This window comes from Algoriphagus sp. (assembly GCF_029254265.1).
Taxonomy (GTDB): domain Bacteria; phylum Bacteroidota; class Bacteroidia; order Cytophagales; family Cyclobacteriaceae; genus Algoriphagus.
On sequence record NZ_JAQWXX010000028.1, the window covers coordinates 1 to 24,374 of the forward strand.

At 41.1% G+C, this 24,374-nt stretch carries 15 protein-coding genes; 3 read left to right on the forward strand and 12 right to left on the reverse strand.

The features are described from left to right. Nucleotides 1-361: 361 nt before the first annotated feature. From P8O16_RS03975 to P8O16_RS04010, 8 genes are all read right to left on the reverse strand, one after another. On the reverse strand, nt 362-5,698 hold the full coding sequence (locus tag P8O16_RS03975; protein ID WP_300311094.1) for an AAA family ATPase: 5,337 nt from the start codon (nt 5,696-5,698) through the stop codon (nt 362-364). Between the two features lie 16 nt (nt 5,699-5,714). Next, on the reverse strand, nt 5,715-7,034 hold the full coding sequence (locus P8O16_RS03980) for an oxygenase MpaB family protein (RefSeq protein ID WP_300311096.1): 1,320 nt from the start codon (nt 7,032-7,034) through the stop codon (nt 5,715-5,717). 1 nt (nt 7,035) lies between these two features. After that, nucleotides 7,036-7,908, reverse strand: coding sequence for a methyltransferase domain-containing protein (locus P8O16_RS03985; RefSeq protein WP_300311098.1), 873 nt, complete (start codon nt 7,906-7,908; stop codon nt 7,036-7,038). Between the two features lie 562 nt (nt 7,909-8,470). Next, entirely contained in the window at nt 8,471-8,710 is a 240-nt protein-coding gene (locus tag P8O16_RS03990) for a hypothetical protein (RefSeq protein ID WP_300311100.1), read from the reverse strand. A 108-nt stretch (nt 8,711-8,818) separates the two neighbouring features. Beyond that, a complete protein-coding gene (locus tag P8O16_RS03995; RefSeq protein ID WP_300311101.1) occupies nt 8,819-10,687 on the reverse strand; it encodes a PLP-dependent transferase in 1,869 nt (622 codons plus the stop codon). Nucleotides 10,688-10,893: 206 nt separating this feature from the next. Beyond that, nucleotides 10,894-11,322: a DoxX family protein gene (locus P8O16_RS04000; protein WP_300311103.1), complete on the reverse strand. Its 429-nt coding sequence runs from the start codon at nt 11,320-11,322 to the stop codon at nt 10,894-10,896. Nucleotides 11,323-11,681: 359 nt separating this feature from the next. After that, complete coding sequence (locus P8O16_RS04005) at nt 11,682-12,854, reverse strand: VCBS repeat-containing protein (RefSeq protein WP_300311106.1); 1,173 nt, start codon at nt 12,852-12,854, stop codon at nt 11,682-11,684. Between the two features lie 6 nt (nt 12,855-12,860). Then, nucleotides 12,861-13,868, reverse strand: a complete 1,008-nt coding sequence (locus P8O16_RS04010) for a metallophosphoesterase (RefSeq protein ID WP_300311108.1) — start codon at nt 13,866-13,868, stop codon at nt 12,861-12,863. A 364-nt stretch (nt 13,869-14,232) separates the two neighbouring features. Between P8O16_RS04010 and P8O16_RS04015 the strand changes: the two genes are divergently transcribed. Then, on the forward strand, nt 14,233-15,135 hold the full coding sequence (locus P8O16_RS04015; protein ID WP_300311110.1) for a hypothetical protein: 903 nt from the start codon (nt 14,233-14,235) through the stop codon (nt 15,133-15,135). Between the two features lie 170 nt (nt 15,136-15,305). Here the strand turns inward: P8O16_RS04015 and P8O16_RS04020 are convergent, their stop codons facing one another. Continuing rightward, nucleotides 15,306-15,929 (reverse strand): 2OG-Fe(II) oxygenase, encoded by a 624-nt coding sequence (locus tag P8O16_RS04020; protein WP_300311112.1) that lies wholly within the window; start codon nt 15,927-15,929, stop codon nt 15,306-15,308. A gap of 357 nt (nt 15,930-16,286) precedes the next feature. Between P8O16_RS04020 and P8O16_RS04025 the strand changes: the two genes are divergently transcribed. Then, nucleotides 16,287-19,319, forward strand: a complete 3,033-nt coding sequence (locus tag P8O16_RS04025) for a hypothetical protein (protein WP_300311114.1) — start codon at nt 16,287-16,289, stop codon at nt 19,317-19,319. A gap of 107 nt (nt 19,320-19,426) precedes the next feature. Then, nucleotides 19,427-20,980 carry an SDR family oxidoreductase gene (locus P8O16_RS04030; RefSeq protein ID WP_300311116.1) on the forward strand — a complete coding sequence of 518 codons (1,554 nt, stop codon included), beginning with the start codon at nt 19,427-19,429 and terminating at the stop codon, nt 20,978-20,980. 71 nt (nt 20,981-21,051) lie between these two features. Here the strand turns inward: P8O16_RS04030 and P8O16_RS04035 are convergent, their stop codons facing one another. From P8O16_RS04035 to P8O16_RS04045, 3 genes are all read right to left on the reverse strand, one after another. After that, a complete protein-coding gene (locus tag P8O16_RS04035) occupies nt 21,052-21,621 on the reverse strand; it encodes a hypothetical protein (protein ID WP_300311118.1) in 570 nt (189 codons plus the stop codon). 4 nt (nt 21,622-21,625) lie between these two features. Next, nucleotides 21,626-21,925: a hypothetical protein gene (locus tag P8O16_RS04040; RefSeq protein ID WP_300311120.1), complete on the reverse strand. Its 300-nt coding sequence runs from the start codon at nt 21,923-21,925 to the stop codon at nt 21,626-21,628. Nucleotides 21,926-22,206: 281 nt separating this feature from the next. Beyond that, nucleotides 22,207-24,144: a sensor histidine kinase gene (locus P8O16_RS04045; protein ID WP_300311122.1), complete on the reverse strand. Its 1,938-nt coding sequence runs from the start codon at nt 24,142-24,144 to the stop codon at nt 22,207-22,209. Nucleotides 24,145-24,374 lie beyond the last annotated feature (230 nt).

The following is a 24,374-nucleotide window of genomic DNA, read 5'->3' on the forward strand; positions in this document are numbered from 1 at the left end:
TCCAAGAGGCATCGAGCCCCTTGGAAGTTTACCCAAGAGAAGAACCTCTGGCTCATAATTGCCCGATGGAATTAAATAAATGTTGAACCAAACGGTCAACGCTATTTAGGGAAGTACACTTTTGAGATTTCTCACTTCAGCCTTCTGATTTCAAAATCTCTGTGGTTTTTTGGTCAAAGCCTGCGCACAAATTCCAAAAAGACTATTGTCTTTGGATTGCCTAAATTTCTGGGCGATAGCATCAGTTATTTGTGAAATGAAATTGTTCGAAACATTTGTACCAAAAAAATAAAAAAAACTGAAGGCGGTTTTTTTTACTTCTCTGCCTGTAAAGCGCAGGCGAAACTAGATTTTGATATTTTTATTTATCTGTCATTTGCTCAACTCCATTCCAGTTCTCAGGTACACCGTTGGCTAGATATTGTGCTGCTTTTTGTAGGTACATACCTGTAACCATATCATGCTTATTAATTTTCAATACTCCGCTGAATAATCCAATTGCAGTACTAAAATCTTTATTGAAATAGGCAATCAGTGCTTCATCATACTCAGCAGCAGTTTCTAATTTTGCCTGAAGTACGGATTCCTGATCCTGATTGAATACCTCGTAAACATTGATATTTTCTTCTTTTCCTTTAAGTCTTACTCTGCCCAGAAACCTCGTATGAAAAGCATTGTCTTTAAGTATGTCTTTTCGAATTACATCACTGATTATTATTTGCGAACCATACACTTTGGTGAGTCCTTCTAATCTTGAAGCGATATTTACTGCATCCGAGAGCACATTGGCATCATGTCTTTCTGCATCTCCAATAATACCCATCATTACCTTACCGGTATGGATGCCGATACCGAGGTTGACAGCTTGTAAGTCTTTCTTCGATCGTAGTTTGTTAAACTTACTCATTTGGGCAATTATCTGTTCTGCAGCATTGAGGGCATCTTTAGCGCCATTTTTAAACAGCGCAATAAATCCATCACCTAAATAATGGTTGATGAACCCATTGTTGCTTTCAATAATGGGGCCTACATAAGAAAGGTAAGAGTTGATTAAAGCAAAACATTCGGCAGGAGACAGGTATTCGGATAGGGTGGTATATGAACGTATATCGCAAAACAAAATCGTAATTTCTGCATCGGTAGAATCTCCGAGGCGCACATCCAAAATACTATCATGTCCCAGCATCCGAATAAAATCGTGGGGTACAAATCGCTGATAGGCAATATTCAATTCCGTTTGATTCTGGTACAGCCGGGCATTCTCAAGCGAAACAGCCATCTGGCTAGAAAGTACTTTAATAAGCGATAACCGTTGGGGCGTAAAAGCATCAATTGTTTCTAAATGTTCAGCGTACAAAATGGCCTTAGTACTGCCCTTGTATTGAATGGGGATGCAAAAAAAACTGGCAGGTCGCAACTTTGCTTTACCTTCATCGCGATCGAACAGTTGTTTGGAAGTTTCGGTAGAACTCACAATTTCTGTAGTGGTACGCAACACATAGTTAATTATCCCTCTTTGTATATCGCGGACTTTGCCTAGGTCCCCATCCTGAATAAGTTTTGCCTCTTGATCGTTCAGGTTTAATTCTGCAGCAATTTCCCAACCATTGCGCCTTGGCAATACCAGTAAGGCTCGCTGTGCACCGGCATTTTCAATTACAATATGCAGCATCCTATCTATAAAGCTACCCATTACAATTTCTTCCGAGAGTGCATTGGAAGCTTTTATCACACTGTTAAGGTCGAGGTAGTTCAAGTCGAGGGTACTGTCAAAGGTACCCGACATCGTAGATTTTTGCGCAGCGCCTAAGCCTTGTAATCCAATAGCGCTGATTAATTCTGGATGAGCTTTTTCCAGCTTTTTTACCATGCGCTTATAATCGAGAGATTGCAACAGGTACAGGGCTTTCTGCATATGGGGTTGCGCATAAATCGGTTGCTCGAGTGCCAACCAGTAGTCTGCATTCCGCAAATGAATGATTGCCAATTCGCGGTTGAATTCATTGAGTTCTGCACTTTTTGCAGCCTTTCCATAGAGTTCCAAAGCTTCGCGACTGAACTCGTTTGTAACTCGCTTTCGTTCGGCTTCTACCAGCAAATATTTATGTTGAAAATTGGCTTCATTATGTTCTGCCCAAATAGCCATTTGCTTTTGATTGGCTTCCACTTTTGCTTCCAAAGCAGACCTGTCGCCACGTCCGTTATGCATGTCATCCAGTGCAGTTAAGGATTGCAGCATGTTAAAGAAACTACTGGTAGGCGCATTTCCCGATAACACAGCCGTAAGGCCCTCCACCACATTAAGTGCCTCTTTAGCTTTTTGCATATTGCCATGCAAATAATGCGTGTGAGCTTTCAGCAAGTAAAACATGGTCATGCCATAACCATCTTTTACCTCCTGACAATAAGTAATAAGTTTCGATTCGCTATCATTCTCGATATCAAAATCGTCATCACCGGAGGTATTACCCATCAGATTGGCAATACACAGGTCCATTGCCCGTAACGAGTCATGGGCCAGGTCATGTTTTATCTTACCGGTGTAGGCCTTGGCATCGGGCAACTTTTGCAACAACATATGCAAGGGATCCTTGCCGTGATAATAAGCCGAATAAAATGGATGAAAACTGGTATAACCGGCAAAAATCAACTCGCCTGATTCGAGACTTCGCTGATAATATTCGGAATTGAGTTTAAAAGTTTCGCTTATATGCTTTACCCAAGGTGTATTATAATTGGTGAACAAGTGACCTGCGCGGCTGAGATGCCGCGGACTCTCGACAGCAAATTTTTCTACAATGCGCATACTCATCTTAGCCGCAGGATAGGCATACTCATAATTATTAAGGATAAAAAATATCAGGCCCAATTCGCTGAATGCATAGCCCCCCTGCGGTGAAAGTCCATGCTCAAGTGTTAGATTCACCTTAAACAAAACATGCAAAATCCACATATTAACCTCGCCTGTCACATAGGTGGGAGGCGAGAGGTTATCCAAAATTTTGATGGCTGATAGGATTCGCTGGTCTGTCATAACGGGTTGCTCAAATACCTTGTCAACCCCATTCGTTGCAAACCAGGTAATCGCTTTTCCCATTTCTACCGGAATTTGTGGTGGGCAGTCATCTTTTGCCGGAAATTCAAAGTCCAACAATTTCAAGCCCTGCCTTGCTGATTCGATAGCCTCATAGTAACGGGTACTGTTACTTTGGCTTTGCATCAACAAAAAATAAACTTCTGCTTTATCGGATGAAGACTGAGCGCTTTTTAAAGCAATATCCAGTAATTCCTCTGAGGTATTGAAATCTCCCAACAGGTAGGCAATATCCGCTGCCACGGTATGCAGTTTAAAAGCAAAAGCATATTCACTTTTCCATAAATCCTCTGAAAAGATGCCGAGGGCTATTTCGGCAAATGAATGAGCAGAAGCATAGGCACTGCTATCCCGAGCCTGTATAGCAGCACGCAGATTGAGTTTGGCTATCGAAATACGTTCAGCTTTGTCGGTAACGTGCTGAAGTCCACCGTTATAATGCACTACCAGCGAAAAATTGATATCATCGCTGGCCCCATCACGAGCCATTAAGTACCTTCCAATTTGGAGGTGAGTTTTTTCCGCCTCAAGGGGGTCTACCAAGTAATAGGCTGCCTGCTGTATCCTATCGTGGGCAAAGCTAAATTGTACATCCTGCCCCTTGTATTCGGAAGGGTCCAACACATTAATAAACTGAAACTTGTCGTTGGTGGGGTTAATCAGTTCATCTTTCAAAGCTGGCCATAGGCTTTCAATGATTACCTTTCCGGGACTACCCAGCAAGCGAGCCAATATATCCATATCGAATATTCCGCCTATGCAGGATGCCGTAGTTAATGTTCGAATTGTGTCTGCAGGAAGCTCTTTCAGGGATTTCACCAGTAGATCCACTACATTTTCTGAAACATCTTTTCCGTGAATGGCCTGGATATCTACCTGCCATTTCTTCCCGCCAAAATCATATTTTATTAGCTGTTGCTGATGCAAAGCTTTTAAAAATTCCAGTGTAAAAAATGCATTACCTTTCGTTTTGGAATAAACAATTGCTGTCAGTTCATTCAGATCACCATTTTTGGTGTCGAGAGAGTTGGCTATGATTTGTTTTACATCTTCTTCCTTTAAGGATGAAAGTGAAATGCCATGTACTACTGCTTTTTCATTCTCCAGATCATTGAGCATTGTGGTAAGCGGATGACCAGGTAGAATTTCGTTGTTTCGGTAGGCCCCCAATACCAATAAGTATTGGTTTTGCACATCGGTTACCAAAAGCTTAATCAAATTGAGGCTACCGGAATCGGCCCATTGCAAATCGTCGAGAAACAACACCAAAGGATGATTGGCGGAGCATAAAGAATGCACAAAATTCAAAAATACCAGATTGAATCTGTTAAGAGCTTCCTGGCTGTCCAGCTTAGGTACAGGAGGTTGCTTACCGATTATTTTTTCTAGGGCAGGAATAATATCCACCAATACGGCGCCATTTTCTCCTACGGCCCCTCGAATCGCCGCTTCCCATACTGCCACAATATCAGCATCTTCGGTAAGCAACATATTGCAAAGTCCATCGAAAGCCTGTGAGATGGCTAAGAAAGGAATGTTTTTTTGGTACTGGTCAAATTTGCCGGAGATAAAATTGCCACGCTGTGCAGTTATTGGCTTATATAATTCACTAACCAGCGATGATTTACCCACGCCCGAGTAGCCCGTCACCAAAAACAATTCGGCGCTTCCATGGCTTACCCTGTCGAATGAGGTAAGCAACATTTTTATTTCTGCATCGCGGCCATAGAGACGCTGAGGTAATTTGAATTTTCCCGAAAAATCCTCCTGCCCTGGAGGGAAAGAGGTAATGGTTCTGCTTTTGTTCCATTGTAGCAAACACTTCTCTAAATCTGCCTGTAATCCATACGCTGTCTGATAACGATCGTCAGCATTTTTTGCCATCAGTTTTTCAACAATGAAAGACAATACTTCTGGAAGTTCAGGATTTAAGCGATGCACCAATGGAATTGATTTGGCAATATGAAAATGTACTAACTCCAGTGAGTCATTACTTTCAAATGGAAGTTTGCCGGTAAGCACCTGGTAGAGGGTTACACCAAGCGAATACAGGTCACTTCGGTTGTCCACTCTTCTATTCACTCTTCCGGTTTGTTCGGGAGAGATATAAGCGAGGGTACCTTTTATTCTGTCAGGATTACCCAGATTGCTGGCTAAAAAATCTATTCGGGTAGCAATTCCAAAATCTATAATAATTGGCTTTGCCTTTTTTTTGTACCATAGTAGATTGGTGGGATTTATGTCCTTGTGAATTATGCCTTTGTTATGCAATCCACCCAAAATACTGGATAAGTCTATGAATAACTGGAGCACTTTCTCCAGGGGCTGGCGCTTATTGACAAATTCTTCCAATAGGGATACGCCTTCAATATCTTCAAAAACAATGGAAAGGTTTTGATCATAGTTTTCCATGCGTAGGGCATGCCGAATACCCTCTAAGGAAGTATCGCTGGAAAAAGCAAATTCATTACGAAGTCTGAATACCGCCTCTGGATCCGCCGCACCGGGCCGCATTACTTTTCTAATGACACTGCCGTTAGGGGTGGGCTGTCGGTAGATTAGCGATTGTTCATTTTTCCAGATTAATGTTTCTTTTAACTTCATAGGAATAGCACCGTAACTATTTAGTTTCCTTGTTTCTATTGATGCTCATATCATCTTCCTTTGCCGCTTCTTGTCCAAATCCTTCCGCAATTTGAAAAGAGGTAGATGTCCAGGTGGCTTTCATTTGTATGAGTCGCTGCATCATGGCATGGTTTTTCATGGCAAGCATTTTGTCAAATTCTTCTTTTCCAATCGGCAATAGGCGCTGCAAAAACTCAACTAATTTATGCCAGAATGAATCTATTGTGCGCATCAACAAGCCGAAAAATATGCTGGCATTATTAAGGTCCAAGCCCAATATTTCCTTGAATATTGGTTCGTGATCTTTTTCGTCGTTATACATTTTGATTATAGCAAAAAGATCCCGGTCGTTGGGTTGAAAAGGCAATGCCTGTCGCATAAATTCCAATAGAGGCTTTGCGAGTGCTTCCCCATGGGGATTTCCCTTTATAAACTGTTTGCTATAAATTCTTACCTGCAATGCTTTTCCCTGCGCATAGGTTGTGGGATTAATGGGAGCCTGTACCCCTAAAGCTCTTCCTATATAATGCCATGCCAGATAATAGTCTTCAATTGTTTTCTGCGATACCTTTTCTTTTGCAGCCAGCAATCCGTCCAACACTTCCACGCTAAAAGTATGCACGGCAAATATCATATCCTGCTGGTTGATGGGTAGGCCCCATTCGTTGTTCCATGTCAGTGAAATATGTAGATCTTGTCGATCAGGATTTTCCTGTTTTGCCAATATCCTAGCGCGAATTAGAGCATGCACCAATCGCAATTTTTGGATGGATCGCACAGCCCTGCCGGTGGGTTTAAACCCATTCACATCCATAACATCTACCACAAATTGCATAGTTTCTAAAATGCGGCGATGCGGAAATTCTGTGAGCAATTGGGTAGCTATCAAGACATTGGTAGCTTTAAATGCGGCATACTGCTTAAGCAGGGACCGTACTGCCAGCGCAATGATACATTCAGAAGGAGAATCGTTGAATATTTGCCCGCCTTTAATTATTACCTGTTGTTCCTGCGGTGAAGGCATCAAACTTAGGTCATTGAAATAATCGTTGAGGATGGTAGCCAGTCGAGAATGCTCTGCTATGTCTTCTTCTGAATAAACTATGGCGGGTTCGCCGGGCTTTGCAGGATTATGAAAAATACTGACATTAATCGGGTCTTGAAATGTATTTATCTTACTTAATGCCCGATAGATATGGTAATGATGATGGGAGTCAATAAGTACTTTTGCTACTGCATCAGCCCTATCATCCATTTTGTATCGCCAAGTTTCGAATTCCTCATCCGAAAATTTGTCAGCCGTGTAATTACTCATTTCACATTGGTTTGGTTGCTGTATAGAAATAGTAGCGCCACAGTTTCTTCTTGTAGGCTTTGTATTGGTAATAGGTGCTCCAGGTATTTGCAGTTTGAGTTTTATTTCTTAAACCCAATAGCTGCGATATGTTTGTGATAATCCAACCGGGGAAAAAAGCAAAGTACAAGTGGAAAATACTTTTGACAACATTGGGCGTAACGTCTTTTCGTTGCATATCAACAAAACCTGTCCCATCCATTTTTTCCCAGAATTCCTCAATACCCGCATAGGACTTAATGGCCCAAGTATTTGCCCATTTTTTCATTAAGTCGGCATCCTTGCTATTGGGGTGATATGGAGTGCTGAAAAAATCGGCTACTACCAATGTGCCGCCAGGCTTTAACACACGATATGCTTCCTTCAAAAAATCCTTTTTGTCCCAAGCATAGCATACACTTTCCATACCCCAGACTACATCAAAACTATTGTCTGGAAAAGCTGTGTTCAGATAGTTTTGCTTACTGAAGTTACAGGATTCCTGAAGCCCAAGTTTTTTAGAATTGGCTTTGCAAACCTCCACTTGCTTTTCGCTCAGCGTGATGCCTTCCGTAGGGCATCCATAGGTTTTAGCCAAAAAAAATGAGGATCCGCCTACACCGCATCCAGCATCTAGAACCCGCTGGCCCTTTTGCAGGTTGCCAAATAGCGCCAGTTGCTTATTCATGTTGTTTAGTGCATGCTTAGCTGTGCGCGTACTTTCATCCCAGTAACCATAATGCATGCACATCATGGAGTCTAAATACCACAGGATTTCATAATCCACCTGGCAGTCTTCGTAGTATTTGACTATCTCAGTTTCATTTATTTCCGCTGAAATTGAATTACCCTGCATGTATTTTTCCTATTTTTTATTAATCTAAAATCTATTGGATTGCTACTATCGATGGCGCAAAACTTGATCAAATGGCTAGGCCTTGCCCATTGTAGTCCGAGTAGATTGTTTGTTGGTTAAACTTAATCAATTTTTTCTAAAAACCGATTAAATGAAATAGGGCGACCATAGTGCCTTTTAAGTGCTTTCAGCAAGCTTAATTCTATCAGATCTTGGGTTTTCGTGATACTTTAAATCAAAGTGGTAATTTAAAAATCCGCTTTTAAATTCTTAAAAGGATTCTCCAAGAATTTCTGATTTTATGATTGTCAAACCTATCTAATCTTATGCTTTTTCATTAGCTATCTTGCAAAGATTACATTAAAATCTTGCTCTTATTTTCGCTTTCCCTAAACTAGATCTAGAATAGCTTTTTACAAATCGCTTCCTAAAAAAATCTTCGATTTTAGTTGATTTCTACAAGTGGTTCTGCTTTGAGATAGCCGAGTGAAGTTAAAAAGCTATCTGTCTCCATCAGGGTGTTTTTGATCCTATAATCCACCAGAAAACAGACTATCCCCCATTACGAAAGATACTTCGCATGGTTGAGAAATTGAACTTTATCACCACCTACCCAACCTCCGCCAAAGAAGAAAACCATCGCTGCTTGACTTTTACCAGCTTCTACTTGCTCTGGATAATAAACCTCCAAGAATAAATCTGTCGAGTCGACCTTTTTGTACAGGATTTCCTCCTGGGCGACACAAAATGAAATGGTAATAAAGCTGAGGAAGGCAGAAAGAAAGAGGTGTTTTAGCTTCATTTTGGTGTAAACCTTAGGTATTTGAATTTAGCCCAATTTTTTGACTCTGCCCAGGTTTGTGTCTCCACAAACCGAAAGCCTCTGTGGAGTGTCTGTGGCCTTAGTAGGTCAAATAGTTCTCACAAACTCCAAAAAGACTTTCTTGTGCAGCTCCAAATCAAGATCAGGAGAAAGTGCTACTCGTAAAATATAATCCTTGTCCACTTCTTTGGTCGTCCCCTGCGTAGAGGTGGCAGGGATAGTCCAATAGCAGCCCTTGAGCTGTCCATAGCTTACGCAGTACTTGCTCTCACCTGGAATCTTCTTGATCATCATCTCGATGAGTTGAAGGTTTAAGGCTCTTTTATAAGCTTCGCGTTCTTCGGCTGTATTTCCCTTGGTCGGAAGATCCAATGAAAATACGGATGGGGTAAATCCCTGTGCTGCCAATTCTTCTGACACAAAATTGATTTTTGCTCCCGGTAAATTTGCGCTGATAAAGTTTACAAATTCACGAGTGTTTCGATAAGCATCCTGAATTCGTTGATTCATCGAGGGCAGTTGTTTCGCCAGTATTTCCATTTGAAGTGGAGTGGCTTCGTTGTCACAAAGTTTGAGATGCAGGTCTATTTTGGGCATCAGGGCTTCCGCCTTTTTATTGGAAACACAGAAGCCAGCCGTGCACTTTCCACCACTTGGAAATTTAGATCCACTTACGTAGGCGATGGTTCTGATCGAAGCAAGTATATCCGACTCCCCTAGAAAATGGAAATTCGGACAGAAAGTTTGATCCAAAATAAATACCGGATCGATGGCTTGTTTTCCAGCGCTGGTGGTTCGCACTTGACTTAAAACCTCCTTTAATTTTTGAAGATCGGGAACCTCTACTCGTGGGTTGGTCGGGATCTCGACAATGATGTAAGGAATAGCATCGGCTTTGGCAATTTGTTCCAATACGATATCAATGCTCCGCACCATGTCATTTCCCCCATCCACTGGCAAATCCACTACTTCCACCTGATCAATGCAGGCAGCTACGCGTCTCGCTTGGTCATTTGTTCCGCCGTAGCAATTGGGAGGGATTACCAATTTGATGGCCTTTCCCGGATGCTTGTCTAGAGCTTCATGAACCAGTCCCATGACGATGGCATATTGCATGGAAAGACCGCTTGAGGCCACCACAGCCTTAATGTCCGAACCGGTAATTTCTTGGATAGAGGCTAAAACAGATGCTTTATTTGCCACTAAATCTTGATTGCTTTGCGGACTTTCCTTGCCAAGTAATTGCTTTAAGGCAATCAGGGTATTGGCTGGCGTCATTGCGATAGTTTCTCTTCTTCGCACATGTTGAATTTCGGAGATGTAGCCTTCATTTTGCGCTCCGTTTACCAAAAGCACACTTCCCAATTGCGGATGTATTGCGATGAAAAAGTCAATGTTTGGCGAGAGTTTGAACTCGAAACTAGTTTCAGATTGTGAAATGAAAACGGTAGACTCATGGGCTAGCTCGCTATCCTGCTCGACAACCTGATCCAAGTTTTCCACTTGCTTTAATTCGAAATGGTACCCGTACACTCGCCGTACTAGATCCGCATCAAAAAAATCAGGTAATTCACCTGTGTAAATGATTTTAGTGTTTTTATTGGCTAATAAATTCTTTCTCAGAATTGCCAAAATAGGAGCTGTCTTGGACGAAAAGCTGATTACATGTTCTGATTTCAGCTGATTTAATTTCGCTATGGTCCATTCCAGTACGCAAGACAAGGGATGGCCTAATCGAATGTAGTCATAGGAGGTAGGCAATGCAGCCAATGCCGCTCCAAGGTTTTCCGGAGCTGATTGGTATTGCGTAAATAGGAGTTCAAACTGTTCTAAGAATTGGGTTTTAGCCAATTTTTCATCGTAAATATCCAGTCGATGGGTGGTTAGGTTTAGCCAGTCAGCTGGCATATGATCCAAAACAACTTCAATAAAATTCAGGATTTTTTCGTCTTTCATAGTTTCACCTTTTAGCTAGGTCGGTAGCAAATATCAATAGGATTTAATTAAAAATGGTTCAGGGCGCTTGGAGAGATGTTTCTAGCTGATTCCATCCATTTGGATTGAATCAGCTTAAACCCGGATTCTGAATTAGGATTTGTGATGATGGACTAAAGCGCAATAAAATGAAGCGAAGATCCGAAGCGATTTAAAGCTGTGGAAATCTAATGCTTATGTCGGGTTTTATGCCTAGGGCGAATCGGAGCTATTTTAACTCTTCCCCAAACAATAAAGGATGCGATGCTGATTAACACGATATTGAAGCCTAAAGATGGAAACTCGCCTCTCGCAATATGAAAGATAACCGACAATACCATAATTGCTATAAGACCGATGGCTGCCCAAACCGTTAAAAATGGTTTGATTCGAAACAATGAGGGCAATATTAAACCCAAACTGCCTAGAGTCTCAGAGATCCCTATGAATTTCAGAAGCCCAGGCGAAAGATCTGCTGCCCAAGGCATTGATTCTATGAGTACCTCCATGGGTTGAGTAACTTTTGTAAGCCCAGCCGTGATAAATATCGTTGCCAATAATCCTTGTGCGATCCAAAGTACGATGTGACATACCGTCGCGTTAGTTTGATCCACCATTATTTCTATGCTTTAAATTGAATCAAGAAAAAAATCAGCCTCGAAAGATGCTAGGCATTACTGTAAGTTAAGAAATTAAAGTGTTTATTTCCAGCGAGATAGTTTATTTTGGAAACAGCTAACGACACCTTTTGGAATATCAAAAAGAACTTATTCGCTCTATGTTTAAATCTATGAATGATATTTAAACGGGTTTTCAGAAAACGTTTTTGGGATTACTTGAAAGCCGAACTCACTTCTGAATTATGCGGTGACATCCACTTTGAACTTGTTGATTTCCGCTTTTTTGAAGGATATTATTTTCAAATCCTTGAACTTTAAAAATTGGGTTTAGGGTATTTGTATTTAGCTAATATTCCCTATTTCTTCATTCTAGTCAGGTAATAGTAATTGATCTCATCCGAGTTGCTTTCTACGATATCCAGTATTTTATCATTATTGAGATCTACAAGTATGATGTCATAGGTATCCAATTCTTCATCCCGAAGGGTAATTTCTTTCCAAGAACTTCCATTGTCAAAGTTTAGAAAAACCTTATTTGGCTCTTCGGAATTAGCGATCACGATATCAATACTGCCATTCCCATCAATGTCTCCAAAATCCAGCGAATAGGAATTGCCGGAGGTAGGATCAAAAACTATTTTCCTGCTAAAATCTAGTTCCTTGCTTCCAAAGTAAATCACATTTGGTTCTTCAATATTAGAAGTAATGATGTCCAGATAGCCATCTTGGTCAATATCTACTACGCCAATTGACCTAGTCTCATCTGTTCCTGTGCCAAAAGGGATTTTTTCTATAAAATTTAAATTCCCATCATTGAGGTAGATGAAATTTTGCTGCCCGTCTCGGTTGGCTAGGATCAAATCCATCTTTCCATCCTGATTCATGTCGGCAATATCCACATCAATCGTGGAGTCATCTGCTGATCCAAAATTTAGGGTTTTGGTGAATTCTCCCTTTCCATTATTCAGGCAGATTTCATTCGCTTTGCCTCGATTGGTAATCAGAATGTCGATATCTCCATCCGAATCGATGTCTATTGTTTTTATATTTCGGGTAGGAGCATAGTCATCACCAAAACTTCCCATCTTCAGAAAATTTCCAAGCCCATCATTGAAATAAATTCCATTCGGAGCCATGTCATTACCGACAGCGACATCGAGATCACCGTCACCATCAAAGTCAGCTAGTTCGGCAGCATAGCTTGTCTCTTCAATCGTATCAAGTGATTTGGATACGGTGAAGATTCCTTTTCCATTGTTGAAGAAAATCTTATTTACCTCGGGCCAATGTCTTCCATTAGCCAACACAATATCAAAGTCTCCATCCTGGTCAATGTCCCCGGCACTGATAGAAGCTGACTTGGCTATACTTCCTCCCAAAACAAGCCGGGAGTTTGAGACGAATTCAACTTCTTGAGCAAATGCCAAAATGGGCGACATTAGTAAAATAGAAAGAATAAGCTGTTTCATAGTTGAGGTGGCGCAGTGGGTTTTTGAAAGTGTCAAAAGTCTGTTTTTTGCTTCTTTCATATGGGATTAAAAGTTTTTTCTAGTCTGATTCAAACTGTCATAAACCACCGCCACCGAGCCCGTTTCATCCAAAATTCCTCCCATTTTTAAAGTGGTGATAACTGGTTCTTTGGCCATTCTCACCAAGGTCACTTCGTCAAAAGCCATAGAGTCTGCGGGATTTTGTCCACCTCCGGTAGTGCCTAGCATAATGTAATCCCGACCTTGTCTTTTGCGATGCGAATAGGTATGAAAATGTCCATTGAATACCGTGTAGGGTCTATCTGCCAAGAGTGTTTCCAGTCTTGCCAAACCCTTGTCATCCTCATGCATCCAAAGAGGTTTGTGCATCAAGACAAAAGTCCATTTTACATTGGGATACTTTTTCAGAACAGCCTTGTAGTATTCAAACTGATCATTGCTCATTCCACCGAGGCTGCGCTCGGACATTTTATAGTAGTCGGATTCCTGATAATTGCCTTCAATCTCCCCATCCAGAATTTTTAGAGCTTTCGCTCGGGCCTCATAGATTTCAATCATGCGCTGCTCCTCGTAATCTTCAGAATCCATCATCAGAAACAACACGTTTTCATACACAAAATGATAAAAGCGACGCCCAAATCTATTTTCCCAGAATTTGCGCATGACAGGATTGGTCAGGTCATGATTTCCTCCCAGGTGAAAAAAAGGCATGTTAAGATTTGAAGTTCGCCCATCAAAGGAATTCCATTCTTTTTCCAGTTGTACGGTATCCTCTGTACCTCCTTCAATCAGATCACCAACACTAAGCACAAATGTGGGATCCAAGCGATTTAACTGGCCTACCGCTGTGCTGTAGATATTTGGACGCTCTCCTCCAGTGAGATCGGAAATAATGGCAAAGGTGAAATCCTCCTCTTCCAGTTCAAAGGTGTCGCTAGTCCAGGGAGTGGGCCCGCTGGTTATATCATGCTCAAATTGTGGCTTATGCTCGGTTGGAGCATGGCAACTAAAAGCGAGTAGACAACTAATTAGGACGAACTGGTATGGTTTCATAGGTGAATGTATTTAGCATTTTTTTGATCCAACCCCACTAATCCCCTTTTCCAATCTAGTAAAAAACTACTTAGGATACTTATAATCTCGACTTGAAATAAATAGCAACTTGAAATTTAATACTTCATTTTCACGTCAAAAAATGCTGTATCGAAATAATTTTTTAAGAGTAATCAATAAAACAATTTGAAGCCAAAGCTTAAACTTTTGTACTGGAATCTGCTATAGTTTTAAGTGGGTTATTGCTTTGTATTAATTTTAAAAAATTTCGATTCATCCAGTTATTCTAAATTATCAAACTAATAGCAAGTTGGAAGGGAGGGATTAACCTTTAACAATTTGTGCATTATCTGGTTAATCGATAATGAATTCAGCACTAGATAAAATTTTTGATCTATTCCTTTCCGAAAAGCGAAAGGAACAGTTGGAGCATATCGTGATTTACATTGCCATCGCCAGTTTTATCATTCACTTGGCACTGATTGGTTTAGCAGCGCTTGAATTATTGCCCGATTACATCACTTCAAAACTTTCAAAAAGCCCGATATCGGCTATTTATACTCCATTCAGTTTTATTTTAGTTTATGAGGTATATCTGCTGGTATTTTATATCTCAAAATCGACCTCTACCTACATCACCAAACAATACGAAATCATCACCCTGATTGTGATTAGAAGGTTGTTCAAGGATTTGTCTAATCTGGATTTGGATAAGGAATGGTTTACTGATAAGTACGATTTGCAGTTTACCTATGATATCGTTACGGCATTTTTCCTTTTTTTATTGATTTACTTTTTCAATATCCTAAATCGGAAGCAGCAAGAAATTCGAAAGAAAGCAACCATGGATAAGAAAACAACGGGACTTTTTATCACAGGAAAAAAATTAATCGCGTCAATTTTGGTACCTGTAGTTTTTGGTATCGCGATTTTCAGCCTTGGGCAATGGACCTATGAAACTCTTTACTCATTCAAACAAACTGATTATGGGATCCAAGATGTCAATAATATTTTTTTTGATGAATTCTTTACGATTTTGATTTTGACTGATGTTCTGCTACTCTTGTTCACTTTTATCACTACGGATCAGTTTAACCGGACCATTCGAAATTCCGGATTTATTATTTCTACGATTCTGATTCGGCTTTCTTTTGGAGTGGATGGGATTGTGAACAATGTCCTGATCCTCGTCGCTGTAATTTTTGGAGTACTACTTCTTTGGGTGAATAATAAATATGAGAAGATGTTGGTAAGTGAGAATTCCTGATAGCAAAAATGGAATTCCGCTTCTATATCAGTTAGACAATAAAAGCATTAAAAATTAAATAATGGGCTTTGACTACATCAGTCTCCCATGCCTTCCAGTTAGTATCTTCCTCGACTGTCATCAAGCAACAGATTTTTGGTCCACTAAGGAAAGCAATGCGGCTAATTGTATTAATTTTTCAACCAACCAGCGATACTTCTTCTTTCTCGCGTTTCAGAAGCTTGGACTTCGTGTTCCATTTCATCGCTTCGAAAGAAAACCATCCTTCCGCCCAATGGGGAGATGTTTATTTGAGCTTCACCTTTGGGGTGTAAGGCTAGCATTCCTCCGTCTTTTTCCTTCCAGTCTTTGTTGAGATACAAGACGATTGAAAATTTTCTACCTTTTTCGGTTTTGAACTGGTCAAGATGACGGGCATAAAAGTTCTTTTTTTCGTAGCTGGAATAATGACTCTCAAAACTTTTGATAGCCGTGAAGCAAGTACTGTTCAAATGAGAGATAAAATTCCCTATCTTTTTGAGATAGATCATTTCAAACTGATCCACACTCTGATCCGCGATCCAATTGATATGATCTCCCCGAATGCTTTTGTTTTTTTGAAAATCTGAATTATTCCCAACACCGGAAGACATCATATTTCCTGAAGCGTTTAATCTTTGGATGTTTTCGCTTAATCCGATTACAGTACTAGGTGCGATAAAGTCATTACAACAGCCATAGTCATCATCAATTAGTCCTTGGATCAACTCTTCAAATTGATGATGCTCCAAATTCTCTTCGGTATCTATGTTCATGCGAGGTAAGGGTTTACCTGAGTGTATGCATTTACAAAGAGGGTGAGCAAAGGACGACAATTAAAAAGCTATTCTATCTTATTCATTGTTAAAATATCTAGCTGAATTTCTGGGACTTGTGTTGATCGGAGCTACAGCTTTTAAAATTCGAGAAAAAATGAAAACTCAATTTAGAATTCCCATATAAATAGAAATTGGATTGCTAATACAAGTTGGTTTCCTGTTTCAGAGGCTCAATTCCTCAATTCCCTTGTTTCTAATTTCGCACGAAAAAGCTTTGTTCCAATTCCATTCCTATAATTTCCACTTATTTTTCTAAGTTTTTCACCCTATCTTTTTGCTCAAACTTTCTTCTTTATGCTTAAAAAATTACTCGCGACATCCGTTCTTCTTACCTGTTCTTTCCTTGCCTTTTCGCAAGACCTCAGTCAAATCCTCGATTCTTACAAATTCCGAAATGTCGGTCCACTCCGTGGAGGTCGAGTAACTGCTGTGGAAGGGGTGGATTCCAAGCCTTCTAATTTCTACATGGGAGCAACTGGTGGGGGAGTCTGGAAAACGGAGGATTATGGTATCACTTGGAAGAATATCTCGGATGGTTATTTTCCTACGCCTTCCATAGGAGCGATTTCCGTTTATCAGAAGCAACCCGAGATCATTTACGTCGGTACAGGTTCGGATGGACTTCGCTCGAATGTGATCACAGGAAAGGGGATGTTTAAATCCAAAGACGAGGGAAAAACCTGGGAATTTATTGGATTGAAGAATGCTGGACAGATCGGTGCAGTTGAGATTCATCCTACGAATCCCGATATCGTTTATGTGGCTGCGATCGGCCAGGCTTTTGATAAAAATACCGAGCGAGGAGTATTTAAGACTGTCGATGGTGGAGCGAACTGGGAGAAAGTTTTTTATCATTCGGATAGTGTTGGTATTTCCGACTTGGAACTCGCACCGGATAATCCAAATACGATTTATGCAGGAGCTTGGAGAGGAGAGCGTAAGCCATGGACGATTACTTCAGGTTCTTCAGAAGGAGGAGTTTATAAGTCTACAGATGCGGGAAAAACCTGGTCAAAGCTAAGCAAAGGACTTCCAACTGGATTGACCGGGAAAATTGACTTTGCGGTTTCGCCAGCAGATCCTAATGTGGTTTATGCCAATATTGAAGCTTCGGATAATCAAGGAGGACTTTACAGATCGGCAGATCGCGGTGCCTTTTGGGAGTTTGTTTCTGATAATTCCAACTTGACAAATCGTCCTTTCTATTACACAAACATTTATGCCAATCCTAAAGACGCTAATACGGTATACAATAATGCCTTGCGATTTATGCGCTCTTACGACGGTGGAAAAACCTGGAGATCCCTTTCTACTCCGCATGGCGATAACCATGACATTTGGATCAATCCAAGCGATACGACCATCTGGATTCAAGCGAATGATGGTGGGGCAAACGTCACACAAAACAATGGTATAAGTTGGTCTACCCAATTCAACCAGCCAACAGCAGAGCTTTATCAAGTAGAAGTAGATGATCAATATCCTTATTGGCTCTATGCTGGTCAACAGGATAATTACAGTACGATTGCGGTGCCAAGTATGCCTCCGATCAGTGTGCAATCAGGCAGCAATGCTTTTATTATTAATACCGGAGGCTGCGAAACGGGACCGGCAGTGCCAAAGCCTGGTGATCCAAATATTGTCTATTCGAATTGTAAAGGTCGATTTGGAGTTTTTGACAAGCGGACTGGACAGGAAATGCAGTACTATGTAGGCGCTTCCAATATCTATGGACACAATCCGAAAGATCTAAAATTCCGATTTCAGCGCGTGGCTCCGATCCACGTATCTCCGCATAATTCCGGAGTGATCTACCATACTTCGCAGTATGTGCACAAGACCTTGGATGAAGGAAAAACTTGGGAGATTATTTCACCCGATCTGACCGCAAATGAGCCGGATAAGCAAGTTGTGCCAGGATCTCCGATCACTCGAGATGTGACAGGGGAGGAATATTACAGCACAATTTATTCGATCAGAGAATCTCCAATCCAGGAAGGTTTGATTTGGGTTGGCGCAAATGATGACCCAGTACATGTGACCAAAGATGGTGGCAAAACTTGGGAAAATGTGACACCAACTATGCCAAAAGGTGGTAGAGTGGATTCAGTTGATCCTTCTCCTCATGATCCAGCTACGGCATACGTGGCGATTTTACGCTATTTGATGGGTGATGATAAACCTTACATCTACAAGACGAGCGATTATGGTAAAACCTGGACTTTGCTCACTGATGGAAAAAATGGAATTCCGGAAGATTTCCCAACGTTGGTGGTTCGTGAAGACCCAGCCAAAAAAGGAGTTCTATATGCAGGAACGCAGTTTGGTCTGTTTATTTCTTTAAACGACGGAGCAAACTGGACTCCTTTCAAAAGTAACCTTCCTGTCACGCCAATAACTGATATCAAGATCCATCAGGACGATTTGGTTATGTCTACTATGGGTAGAGGGTTTTGGATTTTGGATAACCTGACAAGTTTACGAGGCGTCAATGAGATTAAAGATCAGCGGGTGGTATTATTCCAGACTAAGCCTGCAATCCGTAATATGATGAGTGCACAAAGTGAGACCAACGGACCTGAATATCCTCGAGCAGGCGCAAAATTGGATTTCTACCTAGCTGAAAAGCAGGAGGGGCTTCGCTTGGAGTTGATCAATGAAAAAGGTCAAGTCGTTCGAACTTTCAAAGCAGACGCTCCAAAAGGAGAAAAAGTAGACACTACTCGAAATATGTCAACGGAATTTTCCGAAGCTCCGGCTTCTGGCGGTCTTCCGAATAAGGTTGGAATGAATCATTTCAGTTGGAACCTAAGACATCAAGGTGGATGGGATAAAGATCCGAAGCGCGCTTACACTGGTAATGGACCGATGGTTTCCACTGGAAATTACACCGCAAGACTAATTGCAGGAGAAACAGTCCTAGAAGAACAATTCGAGGTGCTTTTGGATCCGAGGATGACTTTGGTGACCGATGCGGATGTGGCAGAGCAGGAGGCTTTGAATCTGGAAATTCAGACTTTCCGAGACCAAGTTGATCAATTGATCGTAGCAGTTGAAAAAGAAAAGGAAGCTTTGAAACTCGTAATCGAAAAAGAAAATACCACGAAAAAAATCGCTCGGAAGAAAAGTGAATTAGATGCTATCCACGAGGAGTTGGTAACTCCGGAAGGAACCTATATGCAACCCATGCTGGAGGATCAAGCGAGGTATTTAAGTTCCATGATGGGTCAGGCAGACCAAAAACCAGGGAATGATGCCTATGAGCGTTTTGCTGAATTGAAGAAGCAATTTGAAGATATTAAGGCGCGATTTGAAGCACTGAAATAGGTGGTTTGAATAAGATTCTTTGATGTGAAAGGGCCTGAATTTTCGAATCAGGCCCTTTTTCTTTTCCCGTTTTTTAATCTTTACTTTTGCCGCCTAGTAATAGCAATATGGCAGGCCAAGAAAAGGGAAAATTAAACTTCACTCAAGAGCAAATCGATCAATGTATTGAGTTTTTAGAGGGATTGAATGCGAATACGGATCAGATTTTTGAGATCCCGGCGGAGCGAAGAAAAGCACTTTTTATTGCTGCTGGACAGCTTTCCCGACCAAGTAAAGAGGAATTGGCACTACGGAAAAAAGTAGCGAAGAAAATTATTCGTAAAAAGATTACTGCAGTGGATATTCAAGCTCGTAATGCTACGGGTATCCGTTCTGCTCGGGAAGCAGCTGTTTTTATTGCGCCGAGTCAGTTGGCTTTGGAAAATAAAGACGCTGATTCTGTTGTCAAATTGGCCTCTCCACGCGAGTGTTATGTTTGCAAAAACTCCTTCGATACGCTTCATCATTTCTATGATACGATGTGTCCGGATTGTGGTGAGTTCAACTATTCTAAACGCTTTCAGACCGCTGACCTGACAGGGCAAGTAGCTTTGGTGACGGGTTCGCGATTGAAAATCGGATACCATATTACCTTGATGATGCTCCGAGCTGGAGCTACAGTCATTGCTACAACCCGTTTTCCGGTAGATTCTGCTTTGCGCTTTTCAAAAGAACCCGACTTCAGCGAATGGGGCGATCGATTACATATTCATGGTTTGGATTTGAGGCATATTCCAAGTGTGGAAATCTTTTGCAATTACATCGAACAGCGCTATGATCGATTAGATGTCCTGATCAATAATGCAGCACAGACGGTACGACGTCCATCCGGTTTTTACCAGCATCTGATGGAAAATGAATCCTTGACTTGGAAAGATATTTCACCTGCCGCCCAAAAACTACTGTCGGCACATCAAACTTGCTTACAAGAATTGCACTTGCTCAGCCAGGAATTTAGCGAAGGCGAAAACAAAAATCTTCCTGTTTCCTGGCATGGAAAACAGCTGGGAATAGGGCTTACTTCATCCGCTCAATTGACACAGATTCCTTACAGTATGGATGATTCCTTGAGTTTGGAGGAGATTTTTCCCGTAGGGAAATTGGATGCGGACCTTCAACAAGTGGATTTGAGAAAAACGAACAGTTGGAGATTGAAGCTTGGGGAGATCCAGACCAATGAAATGCTGGAAGTGCAATTGGTCAATTCAGTAGCCCCCTTTGTACTTTGTAATCGCTTGGTGAATTTGATGAAAAGAGAGAATACCGGTAAAAAGCATATCATAAATGTTTCGGCTATGGAGGGAAAATTCCATCAATTCCATAAGGAATCTAGACATCCGCACACGAACATGGCTAAGGCTGCATTGAACATGATGACCCTGACCTCAGCTAGTGATTTTGTGAAATTTGGAATCTATACCAATGCTGTGGATACCGGTTGGGTGACCGACGAGGATCCGGCTGAGTTGGCCAAGCGAAAGCAGGAGATTCATGATTTTCAACCACCACTGGACATTGTGGATGGAGCTGCACGGGTATTGGACCCTTTATTTGATGGGATTAATACCGGGAAGCATTGGTGTGGGAAGTTTTTGAAGGATTATAAGCCTACCAGTTGGTAAGGTAATCCATGAGTAAAATTTAAGCAGAACAGGGGGCTCAATTTTTGTCGTTTTTGACCAGCAAAATAAGCTTAAAGGAAACCTTTATCAGAGGCACCGATATGATGATCAAACCATGCATTGGGACCAAATGCGGATTGTACCCAGCCGATATAGATTCGACTCGCAAAGCTGTTTGCGGTAATTCCATAGCCGCTTCCTTCGTCATGGAGAATATCGTACACATCATTTTCACAATTTCTATCTACAATACTATAGCCCTCTCGACTTCGCTTTAGCATCATTTTGGTTGCTTGAGCAGGATTCACATTGGGGACATCCAATCGCTTCCATTCGGTGTAAGGCTCACTGTACCAGGTTTTCCCTTGACCGGGATTCATAAGTAAGCCATTTTTATCTCTTGCACCTAAAGGAATGCTGAGGGTTTTTTTTCGCTGAAAAACACGAACTATTTCTTCAAGTTTGTTGGGACAATCTTCTGTCCAAAAACCTTTATAAGCTGCGGCTGAAAAACCATTTCCAGCTTGATTTTCGGTTGAAGTGCATCGCATCAACCCATTTGAAAGTAGGAATGCACATCCGACATGGCCTAGTCCTCCAGCTCCTTTTCGATTCAAAAAAACGTAAGCGGTTCCATTCATTATTTCAAGAGTTTGATTTTTTCTTTTCCATGCTTTTCATAGCATCGACTTGTAGTTTGATTAATTCCAGCTGTTCTTGAGTTTTTGCTTTAATCTGGTTAAGGCTGCGGTTTTGAATACTCATGGACTTGGATCTGAAAAGCTCCGCAGTTACCAGGTTTTCAAGGTCCTGTAGTCGTTTTGATTGTAGCTTTTCTTGCTTGGAATATTCTCTAAAAAGCAAAAAATGCAATAGTCCTATGCTCACCAAAACCAGTAGTGTTAATCCATTCAAAAAGTAAGTTTCTAATAGTGCAAGCAACATAGGCGCCAAGAGAATTTTCCTAGTCTTCAAATTTACCACATACAGTAATGGAGAGGAATACGGCAAAGGGCCTATTTCAGAGGGCAGTTGGCAGAGGGCAGTTGGCAGGTAGCAGTTTTCAGTAGAAAGGATTAACCTTTGAGGTTTTTTTAACCTCGAAGGTTTTTTAATTATCGGGAAAAAGCCTTGATAGGCAGGTAGTAGTTGGTAGTTTTCAGTAGCCAGTAGTTTCTTTTTGATCTTGAAGATTCTATTCAATCAAGGAAAGGGAGTAATCATTTTTAAGAAATCGGCCAGGTCAAAGTGATGGTGGTTCCTTCCTCTGTTTTGGATTGTATGCTCAGGTTTCCTCCAAGTTCTTCGGCTCTCTTCCGCATATTGTACAAGCCATTTCCGGGAGTGATTTTTGACTCCTCAAAGCCTTTTCCATTGTCTTTGATCTGAAGTTTGAGTGTGTTTTTTTCCTGCGAAATGCTTACTTGAATCGCTGAAGCTTCGGAATATTTGATGGCATTTTGGATGGCCTCTTGCAAGACTCGATAGATTTGAATACCACTTGCCGAATCAAACCGAAGATTCGGATCCAGATTTTCTCCTCCCAGAAATTCAAAGCTTACTTTTTCGTCAGTAAGTTGGGCACGCTGCAAATAATCAGAGATCCTTCCCGACAATTGCTCCCAGCTCACCTGACCAGCATTCATAGCCCAGATCGTATCTCGAAGCTCTGTGATGGTTTGTTTGGTAAAATTGGCAATCGTGTCGTATCGCAGTGTCAACTGCTCCTTGATTGGATCAAAATATTTTAGGTTTTCGATGGCAGAAATGATAAAGGTGAGTTGCGCACCGATATTATCATGGAGATCTCTGGAAATTAGAAGTCGTTGTTCTTGTAGCTTATTTTGAGTCTCGATTTGTGCCAAAGCAGCCCGAAGTTCACCTTCCTGCTTGAGTTGACGATTTTTAAGTTTTTGCTGGGAATAAAGTAAATATCCTACGATCGCAAGAATAATAGCTAAGGCCAATGAGCCGAAAAGTTGAATAGTTCGGTTGCGTATTTCAAGTTGCTGCTGTGCAAGGGCAGCATCTTTCTTCTCGGTTTGGTAGCGTGTTTCCAGATCTGAGGTTAACTGTTGGATTTCTTGTTCTGCAATTCTTTTATTTAAAGTCGCATACTCGGAAGTGTAAAAAGCTGCACTATCCGGCATTCCCAAAGCGGCATATACTGGGGACATCAGCAAATACATGCTAGCGATATCATCTTCTGCATTTTGAGCCTCAAAATTCCTCAAAGCGCGAAGGTAAAATTCCCTGGATTTTCTGTAGTCTCTGAGGTCATTGTAGGACTGGGCAAGGTTGGATTCAATCAAAGCATAATCATAAGTAGCTCCAGCCTGCTCTGCCAATTCAAGTCCTTTTTCTGCGAAATCAATTGCGAGGTTGCTTTTTTTCTGAGTGTTATAAAGTGTAGCCAAATTATTATAAGTAGTGGAAGAGTAATACAGATCTTCAAAATCCTGAAAAATGGCTAGGGCTTTCAGGTAATTTTCTTCCGCATCATCATATTCCTTCAAATTTTTATAGACATTACCCAGATTGGTATAGGCCATGGCTAAGTTGTAATCATCTTCCTGACTCTTGCGATACTCAGCCACTTTGGTAAAAATCTCCAGTGCTTTGGGGTAATTCCGCATTTCGAGGTAAATCACCCCAATATTATTTCGGATGAAGTCAGCATTCCTGTCATTTCCTGTTCGCTCAAAAAACTTTAATGCTTTCAAGTAATTCACCATCGCAGAATCCGATTGGAAATCCCGCTGGTAAACAGAACCTAAATTAGTGATCGTACCATAGATTTTAGTCGAATCTCCTATTTCTTTACGGATATCAAGTGCAGCAAGGTAATTTTCTCTAGCATTGACCAACTCGCCCTTTTCCATCCAGGCATAACCTAAATCACTGTAGATCTGACTTAGAAGTGCGGGGTCATTCAAGGATTTTGCTGTTTCAATGCCTCTTTCCCCAAAAAATATTGCAGAGTCCATGGATATCGGGACATAGTTCCATACCAGTTCGGATAGAATAGTTGCTTGGTCGGTAGGATTTGTAGCTTGGTTTAGGGCTGTTTTTAAACTGTCGAGGAGCTCTCTTTGGCTTTGGGTAAAAGCAGGAGCGTTTACAATCAGGCCTAAAAAAAGGAGAACGAAGTAAATTTTCTTCATAGAAAGCTATTTGGTAAGAAAATAAGTGAAAAATGAGAGTATAGGCAAATGAAATAGTTGATTTGGTATTTCATTGAGCTTCCAAATGAAAATTGGTGATCGCAAGAAAATGGGGTTGAAAAAATTGTTAGGCTAAAAAGTTGTCTTTTTGCATTTTAAAAACGGTTTGCAGATACCAAACTTATTACAAACCTTGAGGTTAAATTAGGAAAATATAAACCCAAAGAATT